At 63.4% G+C, this 26,280-nt stretch carries 9 protein-coding genes; 5 read left to right on the forward strand and 4 right to left on the reverse strand.

Annotated features, from left to right (window positions below; translation table 11 throughout):
* The first annotated feature begins 71 nt into the window (after nucleotides 1-71).
* Complete coding sequence (locus tag FEZ59_RS04480) at nucleotides 72-1,826, forward strand: ABC transporter ATP-binding protein (protein WP_202022458.1); 1,755 nt, start codon at nucleotides 72-74, stop codon at nucleotides 1,824-1,826.
* A gap of 23 nt (nucleotides 1,827-1,849) precedes the next feature.
* Nucleotides 1,850-3,625: an ABC transporter ATP-binding protein gene (locus FEZ59_RS04485; RefSeq protein WP_172932372.1), complete on the forward strand. Its 1,776-nt coding sequence runs from the start codon at nucleotides 1,850-1,852 to the stop codon at nucleotides 3,623-3,625.
* 18 nt (nucleotides 3,626-3,643) lie between these two features.
* Here the strand turns inward: FEZ59_RS04485 and FEZ59_RS04490 are convergent, their stop codons facing one another.
* Nucleotides 3,644-4,579, reverse strand: a complete 936-nt coding sequence (locus FEZ59_RS04490; RefSeq protein ID WP_172932285.1) for a methionyl-tRNA formyltransferase — start codon at nucleotides 4,577-4,579, stop codon at nucleotides 3,644-3,646.
* A gap of 110 nt (nucleotides 4,580-4,689) precedes the next feature.
* Here FEZ59_RS04490 and FEZ59_RS04495 point away from each other — a divergent pair, with 110 nt between their 5' ends.
* Nucleotides 4,690-5,493, forward strand: a complete 804-nt coding sequence (locus FEZ59_RS04495) for an alpha/beta hydrolase (protein WP_020906324.1) — start codon at nucleotides 4,690-4,692, stop codon at nucleotides 5,491-5,493.
* 59 nt (nucleotides 5,494-5,552) lie between these two features.
* Here FEZ59_RS04495 and FEZ59_RS04500 read toward each other — a convergent pair whose 3' ends face one another.
* The 3 genes from FEZ59_RS04500 to FEZ59_RS04510 form a co-directional block, all read right to left on the reverse strand.
* Nucleotides 5,553-5,822: a metal-sensitive transcriptional regulator gene (locus FEZ59_RS04500; RefSeq protein ID WP_003945889.1), complete on the reverse strand. Its 270-nt coding sequence runs from the start codon at nucleotides 5,820-5,822 to the stop codon at nucleotides 5,553-5,555.
* Between the two features lie 90 nt (nucleotides 5,823-5,912).
* On the reverse strand, nucleotides 5,913-6,323 hold the full coding sequence (locus FEZ59_RS04505) for a DUF302 domain-containing protein (RefSeq protein WP_172932373.1): 411 nt from the start codon (nucleotides 6,321-6,323) through the stop codon (nucleotides 5,913-5,915).
* Nucleotides 6,324-6,440: 117 nt separating this feature from the next.
* Nucleotides 6,441-8,588 (reverse strand): MMPL family transporter, encoded by a 2,148-nt coding sequence (locus FEZ59_RS04510; RefSeq protein WP_172932286.1) that lies wholly within the window; start codon nucleotides 8,586-8,588, stop codon nucleotides 6,441-6,443.
* Between the two features lie 161 nt (nucleotides 8,589-8,749).
* On the opposite strand from FEZ59_RS04510, the gene FEZ59_RS04515 reads away from it, so the two are divergent.
* Both FEZ59_RS04515 and FEZ59_RS04520 read left to right on the forward strand, forming a co-directional pair.
* Entirely contained in the window at nucleotides 8,750-9,334 is a 585-nt protein-coding gene (locus tag FEZ59_RS04515; RefSeq protein WP_020968514.1) for a class I SAM-dependent methyltransferase, read from the forward strand.
* Between the two features lie 101 nt (nucleotides 9,335-9,435).
* Nucleotides 9,436-26,130 (forward strand): non-ribosomal peptide synthetase, encoded by a 16,695-nt coding sequence (locus FEZ59_RS04520; protein ID WP_172932287.1) that lies wholly within the window; start codon nucleotides 9,436-9,438, stop codon nucleotides 26,128-26,130.
* Nucleotides 26,131-26,280: the final 150 nt, after the last annotated feature.

A 26,280-nucleotide genomic window follows, 5' to 3' on the forward strand; every position in this document is an offset into this window, starting at 1 on the left:
GCTCATGTATTAGGGTCGACTTACTTATCTCTGTACTCAACTTTATCGCTTCCATCGATGCTTGGAGTTCCATGAGTTCGACCCCCTCGAGTGTGACCGTCGACTCGGACGAGCCCGATAGTGGCAATCACAGCGGTGCTGCGATTTTGCGACGCGTCCTCGTCCGCAACCGTCGCCCGCTCGCTATCGGCACGGTTCTGGTCTGTCTGCACCAACTGACCGAGACGGCGGTGCCGATCTCCATCGGTGTGATCATCGACCGTGCCGTGGAGACTTCGGACACCACGGCCCTGATCGTCTCCATCGTCGGCCTCGCGGCTCTGTTTCTCGTTCTGACGGCCGCGTGGCGCTTCGGTGCACGCTTCATCGTCACCGCGATGCAGCAGGAGGCTCATCGCCTCCGGCTCGAGGTGGCGCACCGCGTCCTCGACCCGCGTGGGGTGCGCACCGATCTGCGTTCAGGTGAACTGCTGACTGTTTCGACATCGGACGCCGAGCAGACTTCGTGGATCGCGGACATCGTCCCGCGCGCGGCTGCGGCCCTGACGGCTGCGGTCGCGTCGGCCGCGGCATTGGTGTGGATCGACCTCTGGCTGGGATTAGCCGTTCTGATCGGAACGCCGGTCATTCTCGGTCTGCTGCAATTGGCGGCGCCGCTCATCACGTCGAGGGCCACCGGTCAGCAGGCGTCGATCGCGCGAGCGTCCGCGATGGCTACCGATCTGGTCAGCGGATTGCGTCCACTGCGCGGTATCGGTGGTGAGAAGACCGCGTCGGCTCGCTATCGCACAGTCAGCCGTCAGGCTCTCGCGTCGACGATCGGCACGGCCAAGGCGACCGGTATCTACACCGGCGTTGCCGCGACCGTCAGTGCGTTGCTCGCAGTCGGTGTTGCGGGCTTCGCCGGGTACTTCGCGTTGCAGGGCCGGATCACGGTCGGTGAACTGATCACCGTGGTGGGGCTTGCGCAGTTCATCATCGAACCGCTCGGATTGCTTGCGTCCATTCCCGGATACTTCGCGGTGGCGCGGGCGTCGTCGGATCGACTGGCATTGGTCTTGGACGCGGAGCCACTGCGGGGCGCGGGTTCGCAGACCGAACTCGAAGGCACCGACCTGACCCTCGACGGAGTCGAGTACAAGTCGCTCAAGGGCATCGACTTGCACCTGCCTGCCGGAGAACTGCTGGGCGTCGTGGCTTACCAGCCGCAGGACGCCGACGCTCTTGTCGCGGTCCTGTCCGGTCAGCTGGCTCAGGGCGCGTATCGCGGAGTGGTGAGGGTTGGCGGAATCAGCCTGTCCGACATGGACTTGCGATTGGCGCGTCGGACGGTGTTGGTGGAGCCGCACCTCACCGATCTGTTCTCCGGGTCCCTCGCCTCGAACGTCACTGCGGGCGCCGGTGATGCCGCTGCTCTCGACATCCAGAGCGCTCTGGCAGCGTCGGCAGCGGCGGATGTCGTCGACGCACATCCGGACGGTCTCGACCTCGAAGTGACCGATCGAGGCGCCAGTTTGTCGGGAGGTCAGCGACAACGCGTCGCCCTCGCGCGCGCCTTGGTGGCACAGGCACCCGTGATGGTCCTGCACGATCCGACTACGGCAGTGGACGCGGTGACCGAGGCGTCGATCGCCGAAGGAATCGCAGAACTGCGGCACGAGGGTGCCGGTGGCATCCACACGACGGTATTGATCACCAGTAGCCCGGCCTTGTTGGCTGTGACGGATCGAGTGATCGTCTTGAACGACGGAGTGATTGCCTCGATCGGCACACATTCCGAACTCTCTCGCGGCGACGCGAACTACCGAGGAGCGGTGCTGCGGTGACGGCCACGGACATGACAACCGATATGCCGGCCGGGGAGAACGCGGAGAAGGTGACCGAGCGCGAACTCTTGCCGATCGCGGGTGGTCGACAGACCTGGAAGTGGTTGCGAGCAGCGCTGGCCGAACACCGGATGCAGAGCCTGTTGGTCCTGATCGTCGCGGCTTCGGCGTCGGCGATGGCCTTGGTGCCGATTTACGTCTTCGGTGTCCTGGTCGACCGGGTCCGGGACAACGCGCCCACGTCGACGATCGTCGGGGTGGTCGTGATCATCGCCGCCGCCGCAATCGTGGGCGGTGTGTTCACCGGTGTGGCCGCCTATCTGATCAAGCGACTCGGCGAGACGATTCTGGCGGACCTGCGCGAGCGAACCGTGGACCGGGCACTGCGCCTGCCGATCCAGACCGTCGAGAAGGTCGGCAAGGGCGATCTGCTCTCACGAGTCGGCGACGACGTGTCGGTGATCGCCAAGGCCGTGTCCGACGTGGTTCCCGGCATGATCGCAGCAGTTCTGCTCGTGGCTCTGAGCATGGTGACCATGCTGGGACTCGACTGGCGCCTCGGCCTCGCCGGAATGGTCGCGCTGCCGATGTACGCGCTGGCGCTCAAGTGGTACCTGCCGCGATCGGCTCCCATTTACGCTGCCGAGCGGGTAGCGATGGGCGCTCGTTCACAAGCGCTCATCAGCAGCCTCCAGGGTGCCAAGACGGTCCGCGCGTACAGCCTCGAGAAGGAACACCTCGGTCAGATAGATGCGGCGTCGGCAAAAGCGCGTGATCTGGCCGTCGGCGTGTTCGGCCTGTTCACGAGGTTCGCCGGTCGCGGTAACCGCGCCGAATTCGTGGGCTTGTCCATGATTCTCGTCGTCGGATTCCTGCTGGTCCGTGAGGACGTCGTGACAGTAGGCCAGACGACGACTGCTGCTCTGCTGTTCCATCGCCTGTTCAACCCGATCGGCTCGCTGCTCTACACCTTCGACGAAGTGCAGTCGGCCGGCGCCAGCCTCGCGCGACTGGTCGGCGTCGTCGAGATCGAGGAAACGGAGCCTTCGACGGATGCAGGTTCCGTTCCGGCCGACGGTTCGCTGCGTCTGGACGACATTCGGCACAGCTACGACGGTGGCCATGAGGTTCTCCACGGAGTGAGCCTCACCCTGCGAGCGGGGGAGCGCGTGGCGCTCGTCGGTTCGACCGGAGCCGGAAAAACGACGCTTGCGGCGATCGCTGCCGGTTCGATCACTCCGACGTCGGGGCGGGTGTCGATCGGTGGTGTCCCGCTTGCCGACCTCGACGACCTACGACGCCACATCGCGATCGTGAGTCAGGAGGTCCATGTTTTTGCCGGGCCCCTGATCGAGGATCTGAGGTTGGCCGCTCCCGAATCCTCGGACGAGGACGTAGCCGCGGCGCTGCGGACGGTCGGCGCGTACGAGTGGGTGGAGGCTCTCGACGAGGGAATGCTGACCGTCGTGGGCGAAGGCGGGCACGAGATGACGGCGGCACAGGCGCAGCAGTTGGCTTTGGCGCGACTGGTGTTGGCCGACCCGGTCGTCGCGGTACTGGACGAAGCAACAGCGGAGGCGGGCAGCGCCGGAGCACGGGAACTGGAAGCGACTGCCGAAGCCGCTACGGAGGGCCGCACCACTCTGGTTGTTGCACACCGGCTTACACAGGCTGCGGGCGCCGACCGAGTGATCGTGCTCGAACACGGACAGATCGTAGAAGAAGGCCCGCACCGCGAACTGGTGTCCGCGGGCGGGCGTTACGCACAGCTGTGGGCGGCCTGGGAAGGTCGCGACTGAGGGGGTCTGATCAGACGATCAGGTGAGGTACCCGCCGCCGTGGGGGAAGAACTCGGCGGCGGTGTACTCGCTGCCGTCGTCGAGTCTGACGCGCTCGATCCGCAGTCCCTTGTTCTTGCCCGACCATGCGTCGGGGCCCGCGACGATCACCATGCCGTCGTCCTCCTGGATGAACACGCGGCCGGGGGTACCTCCGTAGTGCCCGCGTGAGACGGACGCCTTCAGGATGCGGATGCGCCGGCCCTTGAATTCCGCGAAAGCGTTGGGGTACGGATCGGACTGTGCCCGGACGAAACGCTCGATGACCTCGGCCGGCCAGGACCAGTCGACGTGGCTGTCCTGCGGTGCACGCTTGTGGAAGAACGTAGCCTGCGATCGGTCCTGCGGCGTCCAGTCGGTACGGCCGGACGCGATCAGATCCAGGGCGTCGAGTGTGATGGGGCCGATCATGTCGATCGTGCGGTGGAACAGATCGGTGACGGTGTCGGTCGGGCCGACCGTCGTCGAACGCTGCAGCACGATGTCGCCCGCATCGAGTTCCTCGTCCATCAGGTGCGCCGTGAGCCCGACTTCTTCTTCGCCGTTGATCAGAGCCCAGATGAGCGGGGAGAATCCCGTGTACTTGGGCAGCAGCGAATCGTGGATGTTGAGGGTGCCGTACTTGGGTGCGGCGAAGACCTCCGCCGGCAGCCAGGTACGCCAGTTGTTGGCGACGATGATGTCGGGAGATGCTTCGGCCAGCGCGGCTTTGAAGGCGTCGTCAGGCTTGTTCGCCACGTGAACGGGTACACCGTTCTCGGCCGCCAGATCTGCAACCGAGTCCGCCCACATCTGTTCGTAGACGTGTTCGCTCTTCGGGTGTGTGATTGCCAGCACGACCTCGTGATCGGAGTCGATCAAGGCCTGCAGGGTACGGTGGCCCCAGGTTTGGTATCCGAGCGTAGCGACTCTCAACGGGGGTCCTCCTGGACGAGCATGGGCTGGGGTTGCGGTCACACGACCGCCCATCAGCTTAGGCTATCCAACCAAAATTGTTGATCACACGTACGAGGAGGAAGGCTGACATGACGGTCGCCACAATCAACGGAATCCCCATCAATTACCAGGTCAAGGGTGATGGAGATCTGGTGGTGCTCATCATGGGGACCGGCAGCCCCGGCCGCGTCTGGGATCTGCACCAGACCCCGGCGCTGGTGGCCGCCGGCTACCGAGTCTGCACCTTCGACAACCGCGGAATCGCACCGTCCGGCGAGAGCCTCGGCGGCATCACGATGCCCGACATGGTTGCGGACACCGCCGGGCTGATCGAGCACCTCGGTGGCGGCCCCGCCCATGTCATCGGAACCTCGATGGGCGCCCGGGTGGCGCAGGAACTGACGCTCGCCAGGCCCGATCTGGTTCGCAAAGCAGTGTTCCTCGCCGGCCACGCCCGGATGGATCATTTCCAGCAGGTCCTGACCGAGGGTGAGCGCCAGTTGTTCGACAGTGGCGTCGCTCTGCCGGCCAAATACCGTGCCGCAGTGACCGCGGTGATGAACCTTTCGCCGGCCACGCTGGCAGACGATCACTCTGCGCGCGACTGGATGGATATCTTCGAGTTCACCGGCGGCGCAACGTCACCGGGTGTTCGCGCACAGCTCGGTATGGACCGCGCCTTCGATCGACGGGGCGCGTACAAGTCGATCATGCGCCCGTGCCTGTCCGTCGCTTTCGCCGACGACCGCATGATCCCGCCCTACCTCTCCCGCGAGGTGGCCGACTGCATCGCGACGGCGTCGTTCGAAGAGATTCCCGACGCCGGACACTACGGGTACCTCGAGCGTCCGGAGGCCGTGAACAAGGTGCTGATCGACTTCCTGGCGAAGTAGTTCTCCGCACGCGAGAAAGGGCCTGACCTGCTGACTGCAGGTCAGGCCCTTCTCATGTTTCAGGCCAGTGCCAGGAACAGCTTCTCGAGTTCGGCCTCGGTCATCGGTTCCTGACCTTCCGCGCTTTCGCCGGTGAGGCATTCACGTAGCCCGGAAGCGACGATCTTGAACCCTGCTCGGTCCAGCGCCTTCGACACGGCTGCGAGCTGCGTCACGACGTCCTTGCAGTCGCGGCCGTTCTCGATCATCGAGATGACCCCGGCAAGTTGGCCGTGAGCACGCCGCAGTCTGTTCAGTACGAGCGCAATGCTCTCTTCGTCGCCGGTCATGGTGGCCCCTTCTCGAGTGTTCGTGCTGCGGCCAAGGGTACCCCTGGGGGCATGTCACTGCTTGATCCGGTGTTTGATCCGGCTGCGGTGTCAGATCAACGAGTTGACGGCTGCCCGCAACTTGACGGCGGCGTCGGCTGCCACGGACTCCAGGCCTGGTTCGCCGGAAACCTGAACCATGAGAGCGGGATTCATCGCTTCGACGAAGAACGAATTCTCGGTAGTCGTATCTTCGCGGACGACAACATTGCACGGCAGCAGGAGGCCGATCTGACGATCCACCGAAACTGCCCGATGGGCCAACGGCGGGTTACAGGCACCCAGGATCAGGTACTTTTCCATGTCCTCGTCCAGCTTCGCCTTGAGTGTTGCCTGCATGTCGATCTCGGTCAGGATGCCGAAGCCCTGCTCGGCGAGAGCAGCACGAGTTCGGGTGACGACGTCGTCGAAAGTTCCGGTGACCTTGGTTGCGATCGCTATCGGTTCTGTGGGTGTTGTCATTGCCCGCTCCTTGTCGTCGGCTTCGGTGCCATTGGCTTCGATGTCGTTGGCTTCGATTTCTCTTGTCTCCATCATACCCCTGGGGGTATCAAGAAGACAGTGATGTCGGGTACACGGTCAGCCATGCGAGAAGCTGATGTTCGGCAGGACGCGTAGTAACCATGCCGGCGCCCACCAGGCTGCCCGGCCGCTGAGGCGCAGGAGAACGGGCAGCAGCACCAAGCGGACGAGCACTGCGTCCAGGAGGACAGCTACACCGAGAATGATGCCCATTTCCTTGGGTGGCAAGGGATCTGCGAGCGCAAAAGTGAAGAAGACCGCAACCATCACCGCTGCTGCCGCCGCAATGACCCGACCCGAATGTGCGAGGCCGTCGATGTGTGCGGTCTCGGGGTCACCTGTGCGTTCGTAGTGCTCCTTGGCGCTCGAGAGCAGGAACACGGTGTAGTCCATCGCGATGGCAAAGATCATGGCGAAGAAGAAGACCGGACCCCACCCGTTGAGAAACCCCTGGGGATCGAAGCCGAGCAGGCCTGCTCCGTGGCCGTCCTGGAAAATCAACTTCGCGATTCCGAATGCGGCCCCAGTGGACAGCAGGCTGACCAGCGTGCCGATCAAGGCGATCAAAGGTGCCTGGAGGGCGATCAGCAGCAACAGGAATCCGAGCGTCAGAATCACGACCACCACGAAGGGAAGGTAGTCGTCGAGCGCCTTCTGAAGGTCGAGATTTTCAGCCGGAGCGCCGCCGACGAGCGCCGATTCCGGCAGTTGCGACCGAAGGTCGGCAAGGATGGTTTCCATCGCAGGATCTGACGGGTCGACGGTGGGAACTGCTTGCAGCATAACCAGATCGGATCCGTCGGCCGCTTGTTGCGTCGGGGTGATCATTGCGACGCCATCCACGCTCATGGCAAGACGCGAGGTGTCGGCTGCATCGTCGGTGGACGTGACGATTTGCAGCATTCCGGGTGCCCCGTCACCGAACTGCTGCTGCACCAATTCGTATCCCTGTCGAACCGGGGCGTCCTCGGGAACCACGGCGATGGAGGGCATTGCAACCTTCAGTCCGAAGACCGGAACGACGAGGGCGATAAGGACGATCACGGCGCCGATGCCGAAAGGCCAAGGGTGCTTGTGCAGCAGTGATGCCCAAGCTGCGAACATCGGGGAGCGGTGCTGCTGGCGCTTTGCATACGGTAGTGAACCGCCGTTGACCTTGGCGCCGATCCGGCCGAGCACGGCAGGTAGCAGGGTGAGTGTTGCGGCGAGAACGAAGATCACAGCGAGCATGATTCCGACAGCCATCGTGCGTACGGCCGGGGCTGGAACGATGAGCACCGCAGACAAACTGACCAGAACTGTGAGGCCGGAGAGGACAACAGCTTTGCCGGCGGTGTCCATCGTTTGAGCCACGGCGGCCCGCGGATCCGGATCGGTTCGCAGTGCTTCCCGGAACCTGGCGACGAGGAAGAGTGCGTAGTCGATGCCGAGTGCGAGAGCGAACATCATCGCGAAGTTCATGGCCCACACGGAAATCGGCGTGATCTCGTTGAGGATCACAAGCCCGCCCGCCGAGGCGACCAGACCTGCGAGTGTCAGAAGCAGTGGGAGTCCTGCGGCAACCAGGGAGCCGAAGGCCAACACCATGATCGCGAGAGTGACGGGCCACGACATCATTTCGGCCTTGATCATCGCTTCGTGATTGGCCTTGTTGAAATCGCTCCACAAAGCCGACGCGCCGGTGGGGTACACCTCGATGGTGTCCGTGGACAATGCAGTGAGTTCCTTGCCGAGTTCGTCTACCGCACTGACCATCTCGTCGGTACTTGCGTTGGCGCCCGCGATCATGATGCCGGTATGTCCGTCCGGGCTGATGGTCATGCCGGTCTGCGGGGCGACCACTTCGCCGAAACGAGGGTCCGCGGAAAAGATTTCCGTTGCCGCCGCCAGCGTTTGCTGCATCGACGGATCGGTGATGGGCACAGAATCCGAGTGAACGACCACCTGCACTGCAGCGGAGGAGTTTCCACCGAAATGCTGCTCGGCCAACTCGCGAACCTGCACTGATTCGGATCCGTTTGCCTGCCAACCTGCGCCGGCCAGGGAGGTGAAGACGCTGGGTGCTGCGGCGCCGAGTGCGACCAACGCGATCAACCAGACGCCGATGACGAGGAGGGTGTGCGCCGCCATCGATCGACCGAGGCGCGCGAGTATGCCGTCGGATTGGGCGGGTGGGTCCGCGGTGACTGTTCTGGTCGCTGACATCTTCGCTCCTGATACGGGTGGGGGTATTCCTGACCGTCACCTGTATACCCCCAGGGGTATGTATCTGTCACGTTTGAGGGTTCTCTATGCTGCTCGTTGCACCGTCTGATCGGAGACAGTGGGACGAACCGCGGTGAAACGAACCACGAGGAGCAGTGATCATGGACGCACACGACTGGGACGAGCGATACCGAGCGGTGACGGAGCCGTGGGGAATCGACCCGGCGGGAACCGTTGCAACACGAATTGCCGACCTGAAGCCGGGCACTGCGATCGATCTGGCCTGCGGCGACGGCCGTCACGCGCGGTGGATGGCCGGGCAAGGGTGGTCGGTGACTGCCGTCGACTACTCGTCGGTGGCGATCGATCTGGCACGGGCGAGTGACTTGGACAAGGCTGTCGACTGGCAGGTCGGCGACGCGACCACGTGGCAACCGGAAGGGGTAGTTGACCTGGTGTTGGTCAGCTTTCTTCACCTCGAGGTCGACGAGCTGGCCGACACGCTCAAACGCGTCGGGGAGTGGCTGACGCCAGGCGGGCGCGTCCTCTACTTGGGGCATTCGATCGAGAACTTCCACCGTGGTGTGGGCGGCCCACCCGAACCGACCATTCTGCCCGGTATTTCCGATCTCGCTCGCGCCGCGGAGGGATCGAGGGTCTACGCCCTCGAACATGTCGTTCGGCCGCAGGACGGTAAGACGGCAATCGACGTTTTGCTCGAATTCGGTCCGTGGGAACAGGTCTGACCAGGGCAGGAGCGCACCTTCACGTTCCTGGGTAGCCTACCCTAAACTTGCGAGGGTGTTCGTCGTTCGATGAGCATGAACGACGATGATCGGATTTGTCGATGTCTGACCACTCTCAGGTAGCTCACCCGTCTGTATCGGGCGGTGGCGATCTGGACGCAGCGCTCCCGGCGACGGCCGCTCAGCGTGAGGTGTGGGTTGCTCAGAACGTCGATCCGAGCAGTCCGGTGTACAACATCGGACTTGTCGTCGAGGTCGACGGGACGATCGACGTCGAGCGCGCGGCAGCGGCGATCAAGGCCACAGTCGGACGCGTCGAAGCGCTGTTCGTGCACTTTCGGGTGGATGCTGACAACCAGCTGATCCAGGTGCCGATTCCGGATGCGCGCTGGGACGTGGAAATTCTCGACCTTCGCGCCGAGGCGGATCCCGATTCGACTGCGCAGTCGTGGATGGACACCGATATGGCTCGGGTCTTCGGTGCGGACGATCTGCTGTTCCGCCAGGTGCTTCTGCGAACTGCTGACGACCGAGTCATCTGGTATCAGCGCTATCACCACAGCGTGGTCGACGGGTACGGCATCTCGCTCATCGTCGCCGACGTCGCCGAGCGGTACGACGATCCGGACCTCGAGACTGCGGCGCCGGTGTGGTCGCTCGATGCGGTGGTGGCGGCCGATCTGGAATACCGGAACTCTCCGCGGTTCCTGCTCGACCGTCAGTACTGGGTCGAACGAGTTGAATCAGGACCGGAAGCGACGCGGATTTTGCATGGGCAGGTGGATGACTCGCTGCCGCCGATCGCGGCGATGCTCACGCTCGACGTCGATCGTGCAGCGCAGCTCTATCGCTATGCCGCCGACGCCGGGATTCGGCGAACTCGCCTGCCCATGGCTGCGCTGATCGCGTACATTGCACGAACCACCGGACAGCACGACGTTGTCGTCTCGGTGCCGATGGCCGCTCGGGTGGGTCGCGACATGCGGCGCACTCCCTCGATGGCGTCGACGATTCTGCCGCTCGGTATTCGGGTCGAACGCTCGGAAACCATCGGCCAGTTGGCAACTCGTCTCGATACCGCCTTGATCTCGATACTCAAGCACGGGCGGTACCGGGGAGAGGATCTCGCACGCGACGTGCGAGCAATCGATCCCGACCGCCAGGTCTTCGGTCCCGGCATCAACTCGATGATGTTCGAACACACACTCACCTTCGGCGGCTGCCCGGTGCGCGTGCGTAATTCGGTGACCGGTCGGGTCAGTGACCTGGATCTGAGCGTGCGCGGTGGTCAGGACGGGGAACCGATCGAGATCGACGTCCGCGCCCCGGCCGGATTCGACAGGGAGTTGGCCGATCACACCGCCAGAATCGAACAGTTCCTCGATCGATTCGTGGCCGAGCCGCAGCTTCCGATCTCGGCACTCGACCCCATGTCGCCCGCGGAGCGTGAACTCGTTCTCCATGGGTGGAACGACACCGCAGAACCGCAGCCCGTGACGACGGTGCCGGATTTGTTGCGCAGCAGCTTCTCGGCCGATCGGGGCGCTGTCGCCGTGGTCGACGGCAACGTTCGGCTGACCTACGGCGAGCTCGAAAGTCGGGTATCGCAGCTCGCCGCGCACTTGATCTCGCGCGGTGTCGCACCCGAAACCGTTGTGGCGATCGGCCTTCCGAGATCCGCCGAGATGGTGGTGGGGTTGTTGGCCGTCATGTGCGCCGGCGGCGCCTTCGTGCCACTGGATCCGTCCTGGCCCGCAGAGCGCCGCGAATCGGTACTCACCGATGCCGGTGCCACATTGGTGCTCACCTCGGACGGCGTAGACGACTCCGTATTGGTCGATCTCTCCGCGTGGGCGTACGAGGACGGGCCTTCGGACCTGTTCGAGGTAATGACCTCCGGCATTCGTATTCACGGTGCCCAACTCGCGTACGTCATCTTCACGTCCGGTTCGACCGGACGTCCGAAGGGCGCCATGATCCGCCACGAGGCAATCTGCGCAAGGTTGCTGTGGCAGCGGGAGCGGATTCTCGGGTTCGGGTCCGGCGATGCCTCTCTGTTCAAAGCCCCACTCTCGTTCGACATCTCGATCAACGAGATCCTGCTCCCGCTCGTCTCCGGCGGTCGATTGGTGATCGCGAAGCCAGAGGGGGAACGCGACCCGCAATACCTGCTCGACCTGATCGCCGGAGAATCGGTCACTTTTGTCTACTTGGTTTCGTCGATGCTCGACATCCTTCTGGATCTGGCGAACGGGACCGATCAGCTCGATTCGTTGAAGCACGTGTGGTGCGGCGGTGAGGTTCTCACGCCTGAACTCTTCGATCGGTTCCGTGCCCAACTGTCCACGACGCTGTATCACGGCTACGGGCCGGCGGAAGCGACCATCGGTGTCTCCCATGTGATCTACCGCGAGGACGCGGAACGAATTGCCACATCCATCGGGCGCCCGAACCCCAACACTCGCCTGTACGTGTTGGACGGTGACCTGCAGCCGGTTCCGGTCGGCACCGGCGGCGAACTCTACGCAGCGGGCTTCTTACTGGGGCGCGGATATGTGGGCGCGTCGGCGTTGACCGCGTCTCGTTTTCTCGCAGATCCCTTTGTTTCCGGAGATTTGGCCGGATCCCGGATGTATCGCACCGGTGACTTGGCCCGATGGACCGCCGACGGCACCCTCGACTTCCTGGGGCGCACGGACAATCAGGTGAAGATTCGTGGCATGCGCCTAGAACTCGAAGACGTCGAAGCCGCCGTGATCTCACACCCCGGAGTGCGCCACGTGGCAGTTCTGGTGCGTCAAGCACCCACAGGTGCAAAGTATCTCGCCGCGTACGTGAGTGCAGCGTCGGGGACGAACCTTGCGGTCGACTCACAGGACATTCGCGAGTGGGCGGCGAGCAAGCTGCCCGACTACATGGTCCCGACCACCGTCACTGTCCTCGACGAGTTTCCGCTCACGGCCAACGGCAAACTCGACCGTCGAGCGCTACCTGAGCCCGATCTCGCCGAACTGAGTGCACACGTCGCCGCGAGAAACGAAGTCGAACAACAGTTCTGCAACTTGATCGCGTCGGCGGTAGGTCTCGAATCGGTTGGCGTGACCGACGATTTCTTTGCACTGGGCGGTGACAGCATCGTTGCGATCTCGCTCGTGACCGCGGCTCGTGCAGCCGGTTTGTCGATCAGTCCACGCGAGGTGTTTCAGCTGCGCACCGCCGAGGCGATGGCGCGCGCCCAATCCGGCCGAACGGCTGAGATCGTCGATCATGCGGACGAACCGATCGGCCACGTAGCCACGACGCCCATCGCTGCCAGGGCCCTCGGGACGCCGGACGCAGCACGAACCTTCCATCAGCGAGCGCTGATTCAGACTCCGTCAGCTTTGACGTCCGAGCACGTCGAGGCGGCGCTCGATGCTCTGGTGGCACGCCACGATGCACTTCGTGCGAAGTTGACTTCCGAAGGAACGCTGCTTGTTCCGGCCACCAACGAATTGGCTGTGGCCTTCGAGACCCGTGCATTACCGGTGCCGCTCGAAGAATGCGGACCGCTGATCGTCGCCGAGACCGAGCGAGCCGTCAGGCGTCTGAACCCGGCAGACGGCACGATGGTCAGTGCTGTTCTCTTCACCACTTCGACCGGTCCCGGAAGGCTGTTGCTTGTCATCCACCACGCGGTCGTCGACGGTGTCTCCTGGCGCATCATCCTCGAAGACCTTGCGCGCGCGGGTATCGCAGCGAAACAGGGCGACGAACCCTCACTCGCTCCGGTCGGCACGTCGGTGAGAAGGTACGCCGAACTCGTTTCGGAGGCGGTCGGAACCGGGCGACTGGACTCGGAGATCGAGTTCTGGGACTCGGTGACCTCCGCACAACAGTCACCTCTCGGCCGTCGGGCACTCGACCCGGCAGTCGACCTCGCGCGCACCGCCGCGGCGCGATCGATCACCCTGCCTCCGGAATTCGCCGATCGGTTGTTGGGCAGTGTCCCACGGGCATTCGGGGCCGACGTGAGCGAAGTGCTGATCACCGCATTGGCCGTTGCGCTGACCAAGTGGAGCGGTGCCTCATCGGTGACGATCGACTTGGAAGGGCACGGACGCGACGAAGACATCGTTCGCGGTGACGGCGCTGCGCACGTCGACCTGACACGTACTGTCGGATGGTTCACCACGGTATTCCCGGTTGCACTCGAAATCGATACAGCCGCTCCGGATCTCGAAGCGAGCGGTGAGTTGGCGGTGGTTCTCAAGAGCGTCAAGGAGCAACTTCGACGCGTCCCGAACGCAGGCTTCGGGTACGGCGCATTGCGATACCTCGGCAGCTCGGATCAGTTGCGCAGCGTCGCAGCACCCGAGGTGGTGCTCAACTATCTGGGGCGCACTGCAGTTGCAGAGGGGGACTGGTTCCCGGTGTCGATGGACGGCGCTGCCGATCCGTCCATGCCGTTGGGTCACGCGTTGTCTGTCGACGTCGTAGCCGAGGAGGCGGCCGGTGGGCCACGACTGAGGGCCACTCTGACCTGGGCGTCGAATATCTTCCTGCGTAGCGATATCGACAGGTTTGCGCGGTTGTGGCTGGACTCGCTCAAGGCCGTGTCCGGGCTCGCAGCCTTCGGCGGCGCGACACCGTCCGACTACCCTCTGGTGGCGCTCACTCAGGCCGATGTGGACGGGTTGCCGAAGGCAGAAGAGATTCTCCCGCTCACTCCGTTGCAGGAAGGGATCTACTTCCATTCGGCTTTTGCCGATCCGGGGGCTGATCAGTATGTCGTGCAACAGGTCGTGGAGCTGACCGGCGCCGTGGACAGCGCGGCTCTGCGCCGTGCGCTGCAATCCGTCGTGGATCGACACGAGGCGCTGCGCACCGGATTCTCGGTCCTGGGCGACGGCCGGGTCGTGCAGGTGGTGCACCCGAGCGTCGTCGTGGAGATGGCAGTAGTCACGGATGCCGGCGCCGACGTGGATGAACTGCTTTCCGCCGACCGCGCGCGCGGGTTCGACCTCGCGCAGCCGCCGCTCGTCCGTTACACACTGCTCCGTGCCTCTTCGGAGAAGTACCTTCTGCTGCAGTCGATTCACCATGCGGTTGCAGACGGATGGTCGGTCCCGGTGATGCTGCGGGAGCTGATGGCGTCGTACAGCGTTGGCGATTCCGGCGTGGTGCTCCCGAGTCCGGCGCCGTACCGCAGCTACCTCGAATGGTTGGCCGGCCACGATCACGAGGCTTCGGCAGCGGTGTGGAGAAAAGCACTGAACTCTCCCGGGCCCGCGGTCGAACTTCCCGCGCCGAGCGCGGGCAGCAGCGGAATCCATGCTACCCGAGTCGGGCTGTCCGACAGTGATACTCGCGCGCTGTCGACCACCGGACGCTCCTACGGTTTGACGCTGAGCACGCTCGTGCACGGCGCCTGGGGACTGGTGCTCGGCCGAATGACCGGCCGAACAGACGTGCTGTTCGGATCAACCGTATCGGGACGCGGTGGAGACCTGCCCGGCATCGAGTCCATGGTGGGCTTGTTCATCAACACTGTGCCGGCTCGGTTGCGGTTCGATCCGGCAGAGACAGCTGCGCAAGCACTTTCTCGTTGGCAGAGGGAACAATCGGAACTACTCGACCATCAGTACCTGGGGCTACCGGAACTGCGGCGGACCGGCGGACTGGAGCAGAACTTCGAATCACTGGTCGTGTTCGAGAACTATCCACTCGGTGACACGGCAATCGCTGATCCGACGAACTCGGTGCGACTGACGGGAATTCGATTCGACGAGCGACCGGCCTACCCGCTGACCCTGATCGTCGTCCCCGGCGATCAATTGGCGTTGGAATTGAAGTACGACGCTGCTCAGGTGGACGGCGATGCCGCTGCGTCGCTGGCCGAAGCTCTCGCAGTCGTACTCACCGAGCTCTCTCGCGATCTCGACCAGGTCATCGCCCGGATCGCGCTGGCACCCGCACAGCCGGGTAGCATCGGCACGGCCTTGGATCGGCCGCGCACAACGCTGACCGAGCTGCTGCAGGATCAAGCCGGGCGTACGCCCGAAGCCACCGCAGTGATCTTCCGTGAAGAGTCGTTGACCTACGCCGAACTTCACTCTCGCGCTGATCGTTTTGCGCATCTGCTGCACGAACGTGGCGTCGGACGCGAATCATTGGTGGCGGTTGCCTTGCCGCGCTCGGTCGATCTGATGGTTGCGATACTCGGCATCGGGAAGGCCGGGGGAGCATACGTTCCGCTCGACACCGGTTACCCGGCGGAGCGGCTGACGTACATGCTGGACGACGCCGATCCGGTGTGCGTCGTGGTGTCGGAAGATTCTTCACTCGATTCGGGTTCGGTTCCGCGGGTGACGGTATCGGAGTCCGCGCAGTTCCCAGCCGAACCGCTGAGTGTCCCAGGATCGCCCGCGGATGCCGCGTACATGATCTACACCTCGGGTTCGACCGGTCGTCCCAAAGGCGTTGTGGTCACCAACGAGGGTGTGGTCAACCGATTGCTCTGGGCACAGCAGATACGTCCGCTGGACTTCTCCGACCGGATGCTGCAGAAGACCCCGTCGAGTTTTGACGTCTCCGTCCCCGAATTCTTCTGGCCGTTCCTGGTGGGGGCAACTCTGGTGATGGCCGAGCCGGACGGGCACAAGGATCCGGGCTATCTGGCCGACGTCATCGTCGAACATTCCGTGACCCGAGTGCATTTTGTTCCGTCGATGCTCGAAGTGTTTCTTGCGGAGCCGAAAGCAGCGCTGTGCACTTCCCTCGAGATCGTCAACTGCAGCGGTGAGGCACTGCCCGTTCACGTTGCACGCAAGGTTGCCGAGATCCTGCCGAACGTTCTGGTGGACAACCTCTACGGCCCCACCGAGGCCGCCGTCGACGTCAGTTGGCAGCCGTCGGTGCAGGAAACTCCGGCAGACGCCGTGAGTGTCCCGATCGGCGAACCCGCCGCCAATACCGGCCTGTTCGTACTCGATCCGTATCTGCAGAACGTTCCGGCCGGTGCCACCGGTGAGCTGTATCTGGCTGGACCACAACTGGCGCGTGGTTACCACGGACGTGGGGGATTGACCTCCGAAAGATTTGTGGCGAATCCGTACAGCGACGGCGGCTCGCGGATGTACCGGACCGGTGACATCGTGCGGTGGAATGCCGACGGCGTTCTCGAGTACCTCGGCCGTGTCGACGAGCAGGTGAAGGTTCGTGGATTCCGCATCGAGCTCGGTGAAATCGAAGCGCAGTTGGCATTGTGCCCCGGAGTCTCGGCAAGTGCCGTGATCGTCCGAACCGACGGTCCGAGTAACCGCGCACAGGTGGTCGCCTATCTGGTCGGAGATGCTGATGACGCTGCGGTTCGAGGGCAGTTGTTGTCGGTGCTGCCGGAGTTCATGGTGCCAAGCGCGTTCGTGCGGCTCGAGTCGTTGCCGCTGAGCCCGAGTGGCAAGCTCGACCGAAAAGCCCTACCGGCACCGGATTTCGCGGCACAGGTGGGCGAAACGACGGGAGTAGTTTCCTCGGGCGTTGCCGACCTCCTCGCCAGGCATTTCGCGACAGTTCTCGGCCTGCCACGCGTCGGGGCACGCGACGACTTCTTCACTCTCGGCGGCGACAGTATCCTGGCGATCCGACTGGTCAACCTGGCTCGTCGTGATTCGGTAGTACTGACCCCGCGTCAGATCTTCGAATTGCGCACTCCCGCTGCGATCGCCGCAGCGGTGGGTGATGTCGCCACGTCGGTTGCCACCGTCACGGCCGACATCGGCGTGGGTGAGCTGGTTCCGCTGCCGGTGGTGCACCGCTTGTCCGAATGGACGGGTCGTACCGATCGCTTCAACCAGGCAGTTCTGATCCACTCCCCGGCAACATCTCTCGATTCGATCACCGGCGCATTGCAGGCCGTGCTCGATCACCACGACGGACTTCGCCAGACCTTGATCCGACATGACCGCGGAATGTGGTCGGCGCGGATCGAGGAACCCGGCAGTATCCGGGCAGCGAACCTTGTCGTACGCGTTGATGCTCGGGGACTGGATGACGCCGAGTTGCGGACGCTCATCACCGAACGTTCCGAGTGGGCGACCAGTCGATTGGATCCGTCTGCAGGACGGATGGTCTCGGTGGTCTGGTTCGATTGTGGCGCTGAGAATCTGGGCCGACTCGCGATAGTCGCGCACCACCTGGTCGTGGACGGGGTTTCGTGGGGAACCCTGCTCGAGGATCTCGCGATGGCCTGGGTGGCGGTGGAGGCCGGAGAGCCCGCAGCACTGGATGCCGTCGGCACTTCGCTGCGTACCTTCTCCCGCACGGTGGCCGAACACGCATACAGTGCTCATCGATTTGCCGAACTCGATCACTGGTTGACCGTGACCGCTCCGGGCGCGGAGTTGATCCCCGGTACCGCGAGCTATGCCGTTGTATCCGGAGGCTCGAGGCGCACGGTCACGGTGGACGGAGCAATCTCCGAGGCGGCACTCGGAACGGTTGCGGCAATGCTGGGTGCCGAGGGAACGGATGTTCTGTTGGCTGCGTTGGCGATGTCGGTCGATCGCTGGCGTCGTTCCACCGGTCGCAGTGAGCGCGAACTGCTGGTCGATCTCGAAAGGCACGGCCGCGAGGAATTGGTACCCGGGACCGATCTGTCGCGAACAGTCGGCTGGTTCACCACGATTGCCCCGATGCGACTGCTCGGCGGAACCGACCCGGTGGACACGCTGCGCGAAGTGAAGGAGAGCCTGCGGGCGGCTCCGGACGGCGGTATCGGCTACGGGATGTTGCGGTACGTGAATGCACGTACGGCATCGAGATTGGCGGGGCGCTCCGAATCTCAGATCCTGTTCAATTATCTCGGACGTACGACGACAGCTGGATCGACAGCATGGTCCCTGGCAGCGGAATCCGAAGCCATGTCCACCGATCCCGACGCAGACATGGGAGGTCCGTATCGGCTGATCGTGAATGTCGTCAGCGTGGATTCGGAACTCCGTGCCGACTTCGCCTGGGCAAGTGAAGATTTGTCCGAGGAGGATGCGCAGTCACTCTCCGACGGCTGGGTTTCGGCGCTCGGCGATCTGGCGGCTGCGGCCGCGGAGCATGACGGGCCTCCCATCCTGACCCCGTCCGATGTGCCGTTGCTCGACCTGAGTCAGGCCGAGATCGACGCGATATCCGATGCGAGCCCGGCGGGTGTCAGTAGCATCCTCCCACTCTCACCGTTGCAGGAAGGCCTGTACTTCCAAGCCGGCTACGCAGGCAGCAGCGACAGCAGTAGTGGTGGAGACATCTACACGGCACAGTTCTCGATGGACTTCGGGCACACCCTCGATGTCGACAAGTTGGCTGCGGCCGCCCGAACACTTCAACGACGAAATCCCACGTTGCGAGCGGGGTTCGTGAGCGAAGGACTGAACGAGCCCGTGCAGTTCTTCAGTGCGGGACTCGATGTTCCCGTCGCTGTCCACGATCTCCGTCAACTCGACGACTCGGCTGCTCGTGAGCGCGCCGAGGCCGTCGCCGCCCAAGACAGAGTGACTCCATTCGACCTGACCGCGCCGCCGCTGTGGCGGATGAGCGTGCTGCATCTGCCCGGCGGACATGATCGACTGGTGATCAACAGGCAGTTCCTGTTGTGGGACGGCTGGTCCAACGGCCTTGTCGTCAGCCAGCTTCTGGCGCTGTACGACACCGGCGGGGACGACAGCGCATTCGGCGAACCCGAGGGGTCGTTCGAGGCCTACCTCGCCTGGTTGGCCGACCGCGACGGTGCAGCCGCCGACGCGGGGTGGCGCGGAGCGCTCGCAGGACTCGAGGAGCCGACGCTTGTTGCGGAGCCTGCGCCCGGCGTCGAACCTCAGCTTCCGGATCGCCGCGATGCGGTTCTGTCGGAATCGCTTTCGCGTGCATTGCGGGAGCGCGCTGCCGCGTCCGGCGTCACGTTCAACACGGTACTCAACGCAGCGCTGGCTATAGTGCTGGCGTCGGCCACCGGTCGACAGAACGTCGTCTTCGGCTCCACGGTTGCCGGAAGGCCGCCGGAGGTACCGGGAATCGACACCGTGGTGGGCATGTTCCTCAACACCGTTCCCGTTCGGCTGCAACTGGATCCGAACGAGAGCGTCGAGGAACTTCTTCGCCGAACGCAGGCGGATCGTCTTTCGCTGATGCCGTTCGACTACCTCGGATTGGCCTCGATCCAACGTGTTTCCGAGCATCGTCAACTGTTCGACGTGCTGATGGTCCTGCAGAACTTCGTGGACGAGAAGCAGGTCGACGCACTCAATGCCGCACACGACGTGAGCGGCAGCGACAGTATCGATCACACGCACTATCCGCTGACCGTCGTGGTCACCCCGGGTGCCACCGTCAACGTCAAGTTCGAGTTCCATCCGCATCTGGTGACCGCGCGCCGAGCCGAGGACCTACTGGGTCACTTCGTCGACCTGCTCCAGAGTTGGTCGCAGGATATGACAGGTTCGGTCGTTGCGACGCCGACTCCCGCGGTAGCGCAGCAGACGCAGATCCGAGAGTTGCCGGAGCGCACCATTGCCGACCTGTTCGAAGAGGTGGCGTCGGCGCAACCGAACGACACGGCACTCGTGTTCGGGAAGCGTCGGATGACCTACGCCGATCTCGACGGCGAGATCAATCGGATGGCGCGGTTGCTGATCAACTACGGCGCCGGGCCGGAAAAGATCGTGGCTCTTGGTCTGCCTCGCTCGGTGGACATGGTCGTCGCGCTCTTCGCCGTATTGCGCACGGGTGCTGCCTATTTACCTCTCGAACTCGACCATCCGGCCGAACGGTTGGCCGTGATGATCGACGACGCAGATCCGGTCGTGTTGCTTACAACCGTTGCCGCCGCACCGAAATTCGAAGGCGCGGACGTCCGCACCGCGGACATTCGGACCATTGTGCTCGACGAGCCGGACACTGCGGCAAGGCGACTGACGATCTCGGCGCGGGCACTCTCCGCGGCGGAACTCGGAGCATTCGCCCCAGGAACACCGCATCGGCTCGACCACCCCGCGTACGTCATCTACACCTCCGGTTCGACCGGCAAGCCCAAGGGCGTGGTCACCGGTTACCGCGGCTTGACGAACATGCAGTTCAACCACCGCGAGGCGATCTTCGAACCGGTGATCGCCGCGACCGGCCGGCGCCTGCGGATCGCGCACACCGTGTCCTTCGCCTTCGACATGTCGTGGGAGGAACTTCTGTGGCTCGTGGAAGGTCACGAGGTGCACATCTGTGACGAGGATCTGCGTCGTGATGCCGAGGCGCTCGTTGCATACTGCGACGCACAGGAAATCGACGTCGTCAACGTGACACCGACCTACGCGACGCACCTGATCGACAGCGGGTTGCTCGACGACGTTGTGGGACAACACCGTCCGCCGCTGGTCCTGCTCGGCGGTGAAGCCGTTCCGGATTCGGTGTGGAACAGGCTGCGCGAGACCGAGGGAACCGTGGGCTACAACCTCTACGGTCCGACGGAATACACGATCAACACTCTCGGCGGCGGAACGACCGACAGTGACACCCCGACGGTCGGCAAGCCGATCTGGAACACCGCCGCGCACATTCTCGACGGCTGGCTGCGACCGGTCCCCGATGGAGTTGCCGGCGAACTGTACATTGCCGGAGCCGGTTTGGCTCGCGGCTACCTCGGACGCTTTGCGCTCACGTCCGAGCGCTTTGTCGCAGAACCGGCCGGGACCGGAGAACGTATGTACCGCACCGGGGATCTGGTGCGGCGACGCGCTGACGGCAACCTGGACTTCCTGGGCCGCACCGACGACCAGGTGAAGATCAGAGGTCACCGCATCGAGCCGAGCGAAATCGTCTCCGTTCTCGAATCCGACGAGCACGTGCGGCAAGCAGCGGTCGTGGTCGACGTCGGGGCGGGCGGAGTCAAGAGACTCGTCGGCTACGTGACACCCGTGCAGCTCGGCGCCGCGCACGACTACCGCGCGCAGGCGCGAGTTCGCCTACCCGACTACATGGTTCCGGCCGTGGTGATCGAGGTGGAGTCACTACCGATGACCGTCAACGGCAAGCTCGACGTCAAGGCACTGCCCACGGCCGATTCGGTGCTGGGGGAGCGGAGTGGGGAGTCGATTGCACCGCGGAACCACACGGAAGAGGTTCTCTGTGAGCTCTTCTCCGACGTACTCGATGTGGACGACATCGGTGTCGACGACAACTTCTTCGACCTCGGTGGGCACTCGCTTCTGGCCACCAAACTGATCAGTCGAGCTCGGATCGCCATTCCGAACAGTCTGACCATGCGTGATCTCTTCGAAGCACCGACCGTCGCGGAACTCGCGGAACGCATTGTGGTCGAGCAGGGATCGACGCGACCGATGCTGGTAGCGAAGCCGCGGCCGGACCACCTTCCACTTTCTGCCGCTCAACAGCGTTTGTGGCTGATCGGACAGATGGAAGAGAACTCCGCGGCCTACAACTTCCCGATCGTGCTCCGCTTGGACAGTGCATTGGACGCGGACGTCTTCGCCGCGGCGCTGGGCGACGTCGTTGAACGACACGAATCCTTGCGTACGGTATTCCGGTTGGTGGACGGAACACCGGAACAGATAATTCTCGAATCGGCGAAGGTTCCGGTCGAGACAGTTCATTCACGGGAATCCGGTGTCGCCGGCGAAGTTGCAGTGGCAGTGGGCCGTCCGTTCGACCTTTCGAACGAGATTCCGATTCGCGCCCGTCTGATCCGAGTAGGCGGTGCCGTAATCGTCGTGATCGTCCTGCATCACATCACAACGGACGAATGGTCCGATCGGCCGTTCCTGCGCGATCTGATGTCTGCCTACTCCTCTCGGATTCAGGGCGAGGAGCCAGCGTTCGAACCGCTACCGGTTCAGTATGCGGACTACACCCTGTGGCAACGGGAATTACTCGGCAGCGCCGACGATCCGTCGAGTGTCCTGAGCACGCAGTTGGACTTCTGGGCGAAGAGTTTGGACGGAGCCCCCGAGGAACTGCTGCTTCCCGCGGACCGGAGCCGACCGGCCAGACCGAGTTTCTCCGGTGGCGCAGTGGTAACACGGTTGGGTGTGGACACAACTGCCGCACTGCGAGACCTGGCGCGCGAGAGCCAGAGTTCGATGTTCATGGTCCTGCACGCGGCGTCGGCGGCGTTGCTGACTGCGCTCGGAGCGGGTGAGGACCTTCCCCTCGGCGCTCCCGTGGCCGGACGTAGTGAACAGGGGCTCGACGACTTGGTCGGCTTCTTCGTCAATACGATTGTGCTGCGCACGGATACGTCAGGTAACCCGACGTTCCGAGAGTTGGTGGATCGCGTTCGCGAGGGAGACCTCGAGGCCTTCGCCAACGCCGATGTTCCCTTCGAAACTGTGGTGGAACGCCTCAATCCGTCGCGCACCTTGGCACGCAACCCGCTGTTCCAGGTCATGGTCGGCTATCACAGCCGCGAGGAGATGGGCGGGGATCCGTTCGAACTCGAGGAGTACACAGCCAAGTTCGATCTGGTGTTCAACTTCACCGAGTACCTCGGCGACGAAGGCTGCATCGACGTCCGACTCGAATACGGCAGCGACCTCTTCGATCGCGAAACAGCACAGCGAATTTCGAACCGATTGGAATCGGTGATCGCGGCAGTTGTGGAATCGGCCGACATTGAGATCGGCGACATCGACATCTTCTTGCCCGGCGAACTCGAACAAGTTGTCACCTCGTTCAACGACACCGCCGTCGACGTGCCGGAGGAAACGTTCTACGACGCCTTCGCGCGTGGGGTCGCTGATACACCCGAGGCGATCGCGGTGCGCGACGAGGCGGGGCAGGCCACGTACCGCGAGCTCTCCGAGCAATGTGATCGGATAGCCGGCGTGCTGTATCGGCGCGGGGTCTCGGTCGAAGACGTGGTGGGACTTGCCGTCCCGCGTTCGGTGGAGATGGTTGCCTCGGTCCTCGCGGTGCTCAAGCTGGGGGCAGCGTATCTACCCCTGGATCTGAGCCACCCGAGCGAGCGCATCGCCTACATGCTCACCGATTCTCGCACCTCCGTACTACTGTCCACCTCGGAGGAAAGCTCGCGGATCGAGGATGTGGTCGGCGTCGAGCGAATCCTCTTGGACGAGCCGCTGATCCGAGCGGAACTGGACGAGGCAGTGATCGTCGAAACTCCCAGGCCACCAGTTGGCGTCAACCACGCGGCCTATGTCATCTACACTTCGGGATCGACCGGCAAGCCGAAGGGCGCTGTCCTTTCTCATGACGGTATTCCGAGTCTTGTTGCGACAGCCGAGGTTCGGATGCGACTGGTACCGGGTTCGGTGGTGATGCAGTTCGCTTCGGTCGGCTTCGACGTTGCGGTATTCGAATTGGCGATGGCTCTGTGCACGAGCAGCACCCTGGTGATCGTGCCGCAGAGCGCACGAGTGGCCGGCCCGGCGTTGACCGATTTCATGACGAGAAATCGCGTGACTCATGCAATCATCCCTCCCTCGTTGCTGGCCGCACTGCCGGCGGGATGTGAAGTACCGCAGGGTTGCACGGTGTTGGTCGGAACCGAGACGGTTCCGCCCGAGCTGATCGGGCGATGGGCGGAGCGGCTGAATTTGCTTGCTGCGTACGGACTCACCGAAGCCACGGTGAACAACACACTGTGGCAGGCGGAACCCGGTTGGAACGGTGCTGTGCCCATCGGAGTCCCCGACCCCAACGAACAGGCGTACGTGCTCGACGATCAACTGCGTCCGGTTCCGCCGGGAGTATCCGGCGAGCTGTACATCGCGGGACGCGGCCTGGCGAGAGGCTACCTGGGCCGATTCGATCTGACGGCACAGAGATTCATCGCCGATCCCTTCACCGCGGGCGATCGCATGTATCGCACCGGCGACCGAGCGCGGTGGCGCTCGGACGGGAACATCGACTTCCTCGGCCGCGTGGACGATCAGGTCAAGATTCGCGGTTTCCGAATCGAATTGGGTGAAATCATCGGAGCTCTCAGTGCCCATCCTTCGGTGAAGCAGGCAACGGTCGTCGCGGATCGGCAGGGCGAAATCACGCGCCTGGTCGGTTACGTGTCACCCGAACCCGGTGCTGTGGTGGACACGACGGCAGTGCGAAATCTCGCTGCAATGTCGTTGCCCGACTACATGGTTCCGACCATGGTTGTCGCTCTCGATGGTCCGCTCCCGTTGACGCCCAACGGAAAGCTCGACCGCAAGGCGTTGCCCGCTCCGGACTGGTCGGAGTTGGCGGGTGATATTGCTCCTCGCACTGCCGTGGAGTCCACGGTTGCAGCTGCCTTCGCGGAGATATTGCAACTCCCGAGCGTCGGAGTCCACGACAGTTTCTTCGAACTCGGTGGGCATTCGATGGCTTCGATGAAACTGGTCGGTCGCATTCGTGAAGCGTTCGGCGTGGACGTCAGTATTCGAGACGTGTTCGACGCACCGAGCGTTGCGGAGTTGGCGGCAGTCGTTGCGCGTTCGGAGGGTGGACGCCCGGTCCTGGCGCCGGCGGCGAGGCGTCCGGAGACCATGGGTCTGTCTGCGCCGCAACGTCGTCAGTGGGAGTTGTTCCGCGCAGCCGGCGAGCACCCGCAAGCAAGCCACGCGCTGGCGCTGACCCTGAATTCGAAGATCGATCCGGAGATTCTCGGGCACGCTTTGGACGATGTGACGTCGCGGCACGAACCCCTGCGGACCACCTTCGTAGAGGTCGACGGCATCGTCGTGGCAAGAGAATCGGTGCGGCCGACTGTCGATGTGGTCGATGTCGGCGCCGGCGATGTGGGTCGAGTGGTGTTCGAACTGGCCCAACTTCCGATGGATCTGCGTGAGCAATCGCCGTTGCGGGTTCATCTGGTTCTCGGTGAAGACGGCTCTCGGACACTGCTTCTCGTCATGCATTACATCGCCGTCGACGAGTGGTCCGTAGTGCCGCTGCTGGGAGATCTGGTCTCTGCTTATGCAGCCAGGTCGCAGGGAGATCAACCGATCTGGGACGAGCTTGCGTTGACGTACGCCGACTACACCGTGTGGTCGGACGAGCTGTTGGGAGACCCCCTGGACGTCGACAGCCGTGCCTCGAAGCAGCTTGCGTACTGGCAGGATGCGCTCGACGGAATACCGACCAGTGTGAATCTTCCGTTGCCGGAAGATGACTCGGAACCTCGGGGGGACGTGGTCTCTGTCGCCATCGACGCGGATCTGCACGCCAGAATCGACGCACTGGCTGCGCGCACCGGGACGAGCATGTTCATGGTTCTTCAGGCTGCGCTGGCTGCCGTTCTCACGAAGGCCGGGGCGGGTACCGATCTTCCGATCGGTTCATTGGTTGCGGGCAGGTCGGATCCCCGTCTCGAACCGATGATCGGATCCTTCTTCAATGTTGTTCTCCTGCGCACGGATACGTCCGGTAGTCCGACGTTTGCAGAATTGCTCGGTCGGGTGAGGGAAGGCAACCTGGAAGCGCTGAGCAATCAGGACGTCTCATATGTGTATGTCGAGCAGGCTCTGGGTAATCCGGCGTCCATGAGACCTCAGGTGATGGTGATCCATCACCAACAGGCGGATTTGGACGGGCTCGGCGACTTCGGTTCTCTCGTACCGATTCCGGTGGGAGTGCCCGATGCGGATTTGACGTTGAGTTTTTACGAGCCGGTGGGCGAAGGGCCTGTTTTTGCAACTCTCGGGTACCGCGCCGACCGCGTCGATGCGGGCGCGGTCCGTGAATGGGCAGGTCAGCTGGTCGACGTGATCGAGGCTGCGGCCATCGCCGAAGGGGATGACGTGAGTGAAGGGGCGAAACTATGACATACGTCGCATCGCTCCGCGGGGTCGACCGCTATACGGGGGCTCACAGTATTGATACCCTCACCTCATTAAGGGTAGCCTTTGCTACTTACTTCGGGACATCGATTGGCGACCTTATCAGGTCGTCCCGTCGGGGATGGACTACCTGTA

Source organism: Rhodococcus sp. MS13, from assembly GCF_013277835.1.
GTDB classification, from domain to species: domain Bacteria; phylum Actinomycetota; class Actinomycetes; order Mycobacteriales; family Mycobacteriaceae; genus Rhodococcus_F; species Rhodococcus_F erythropolis.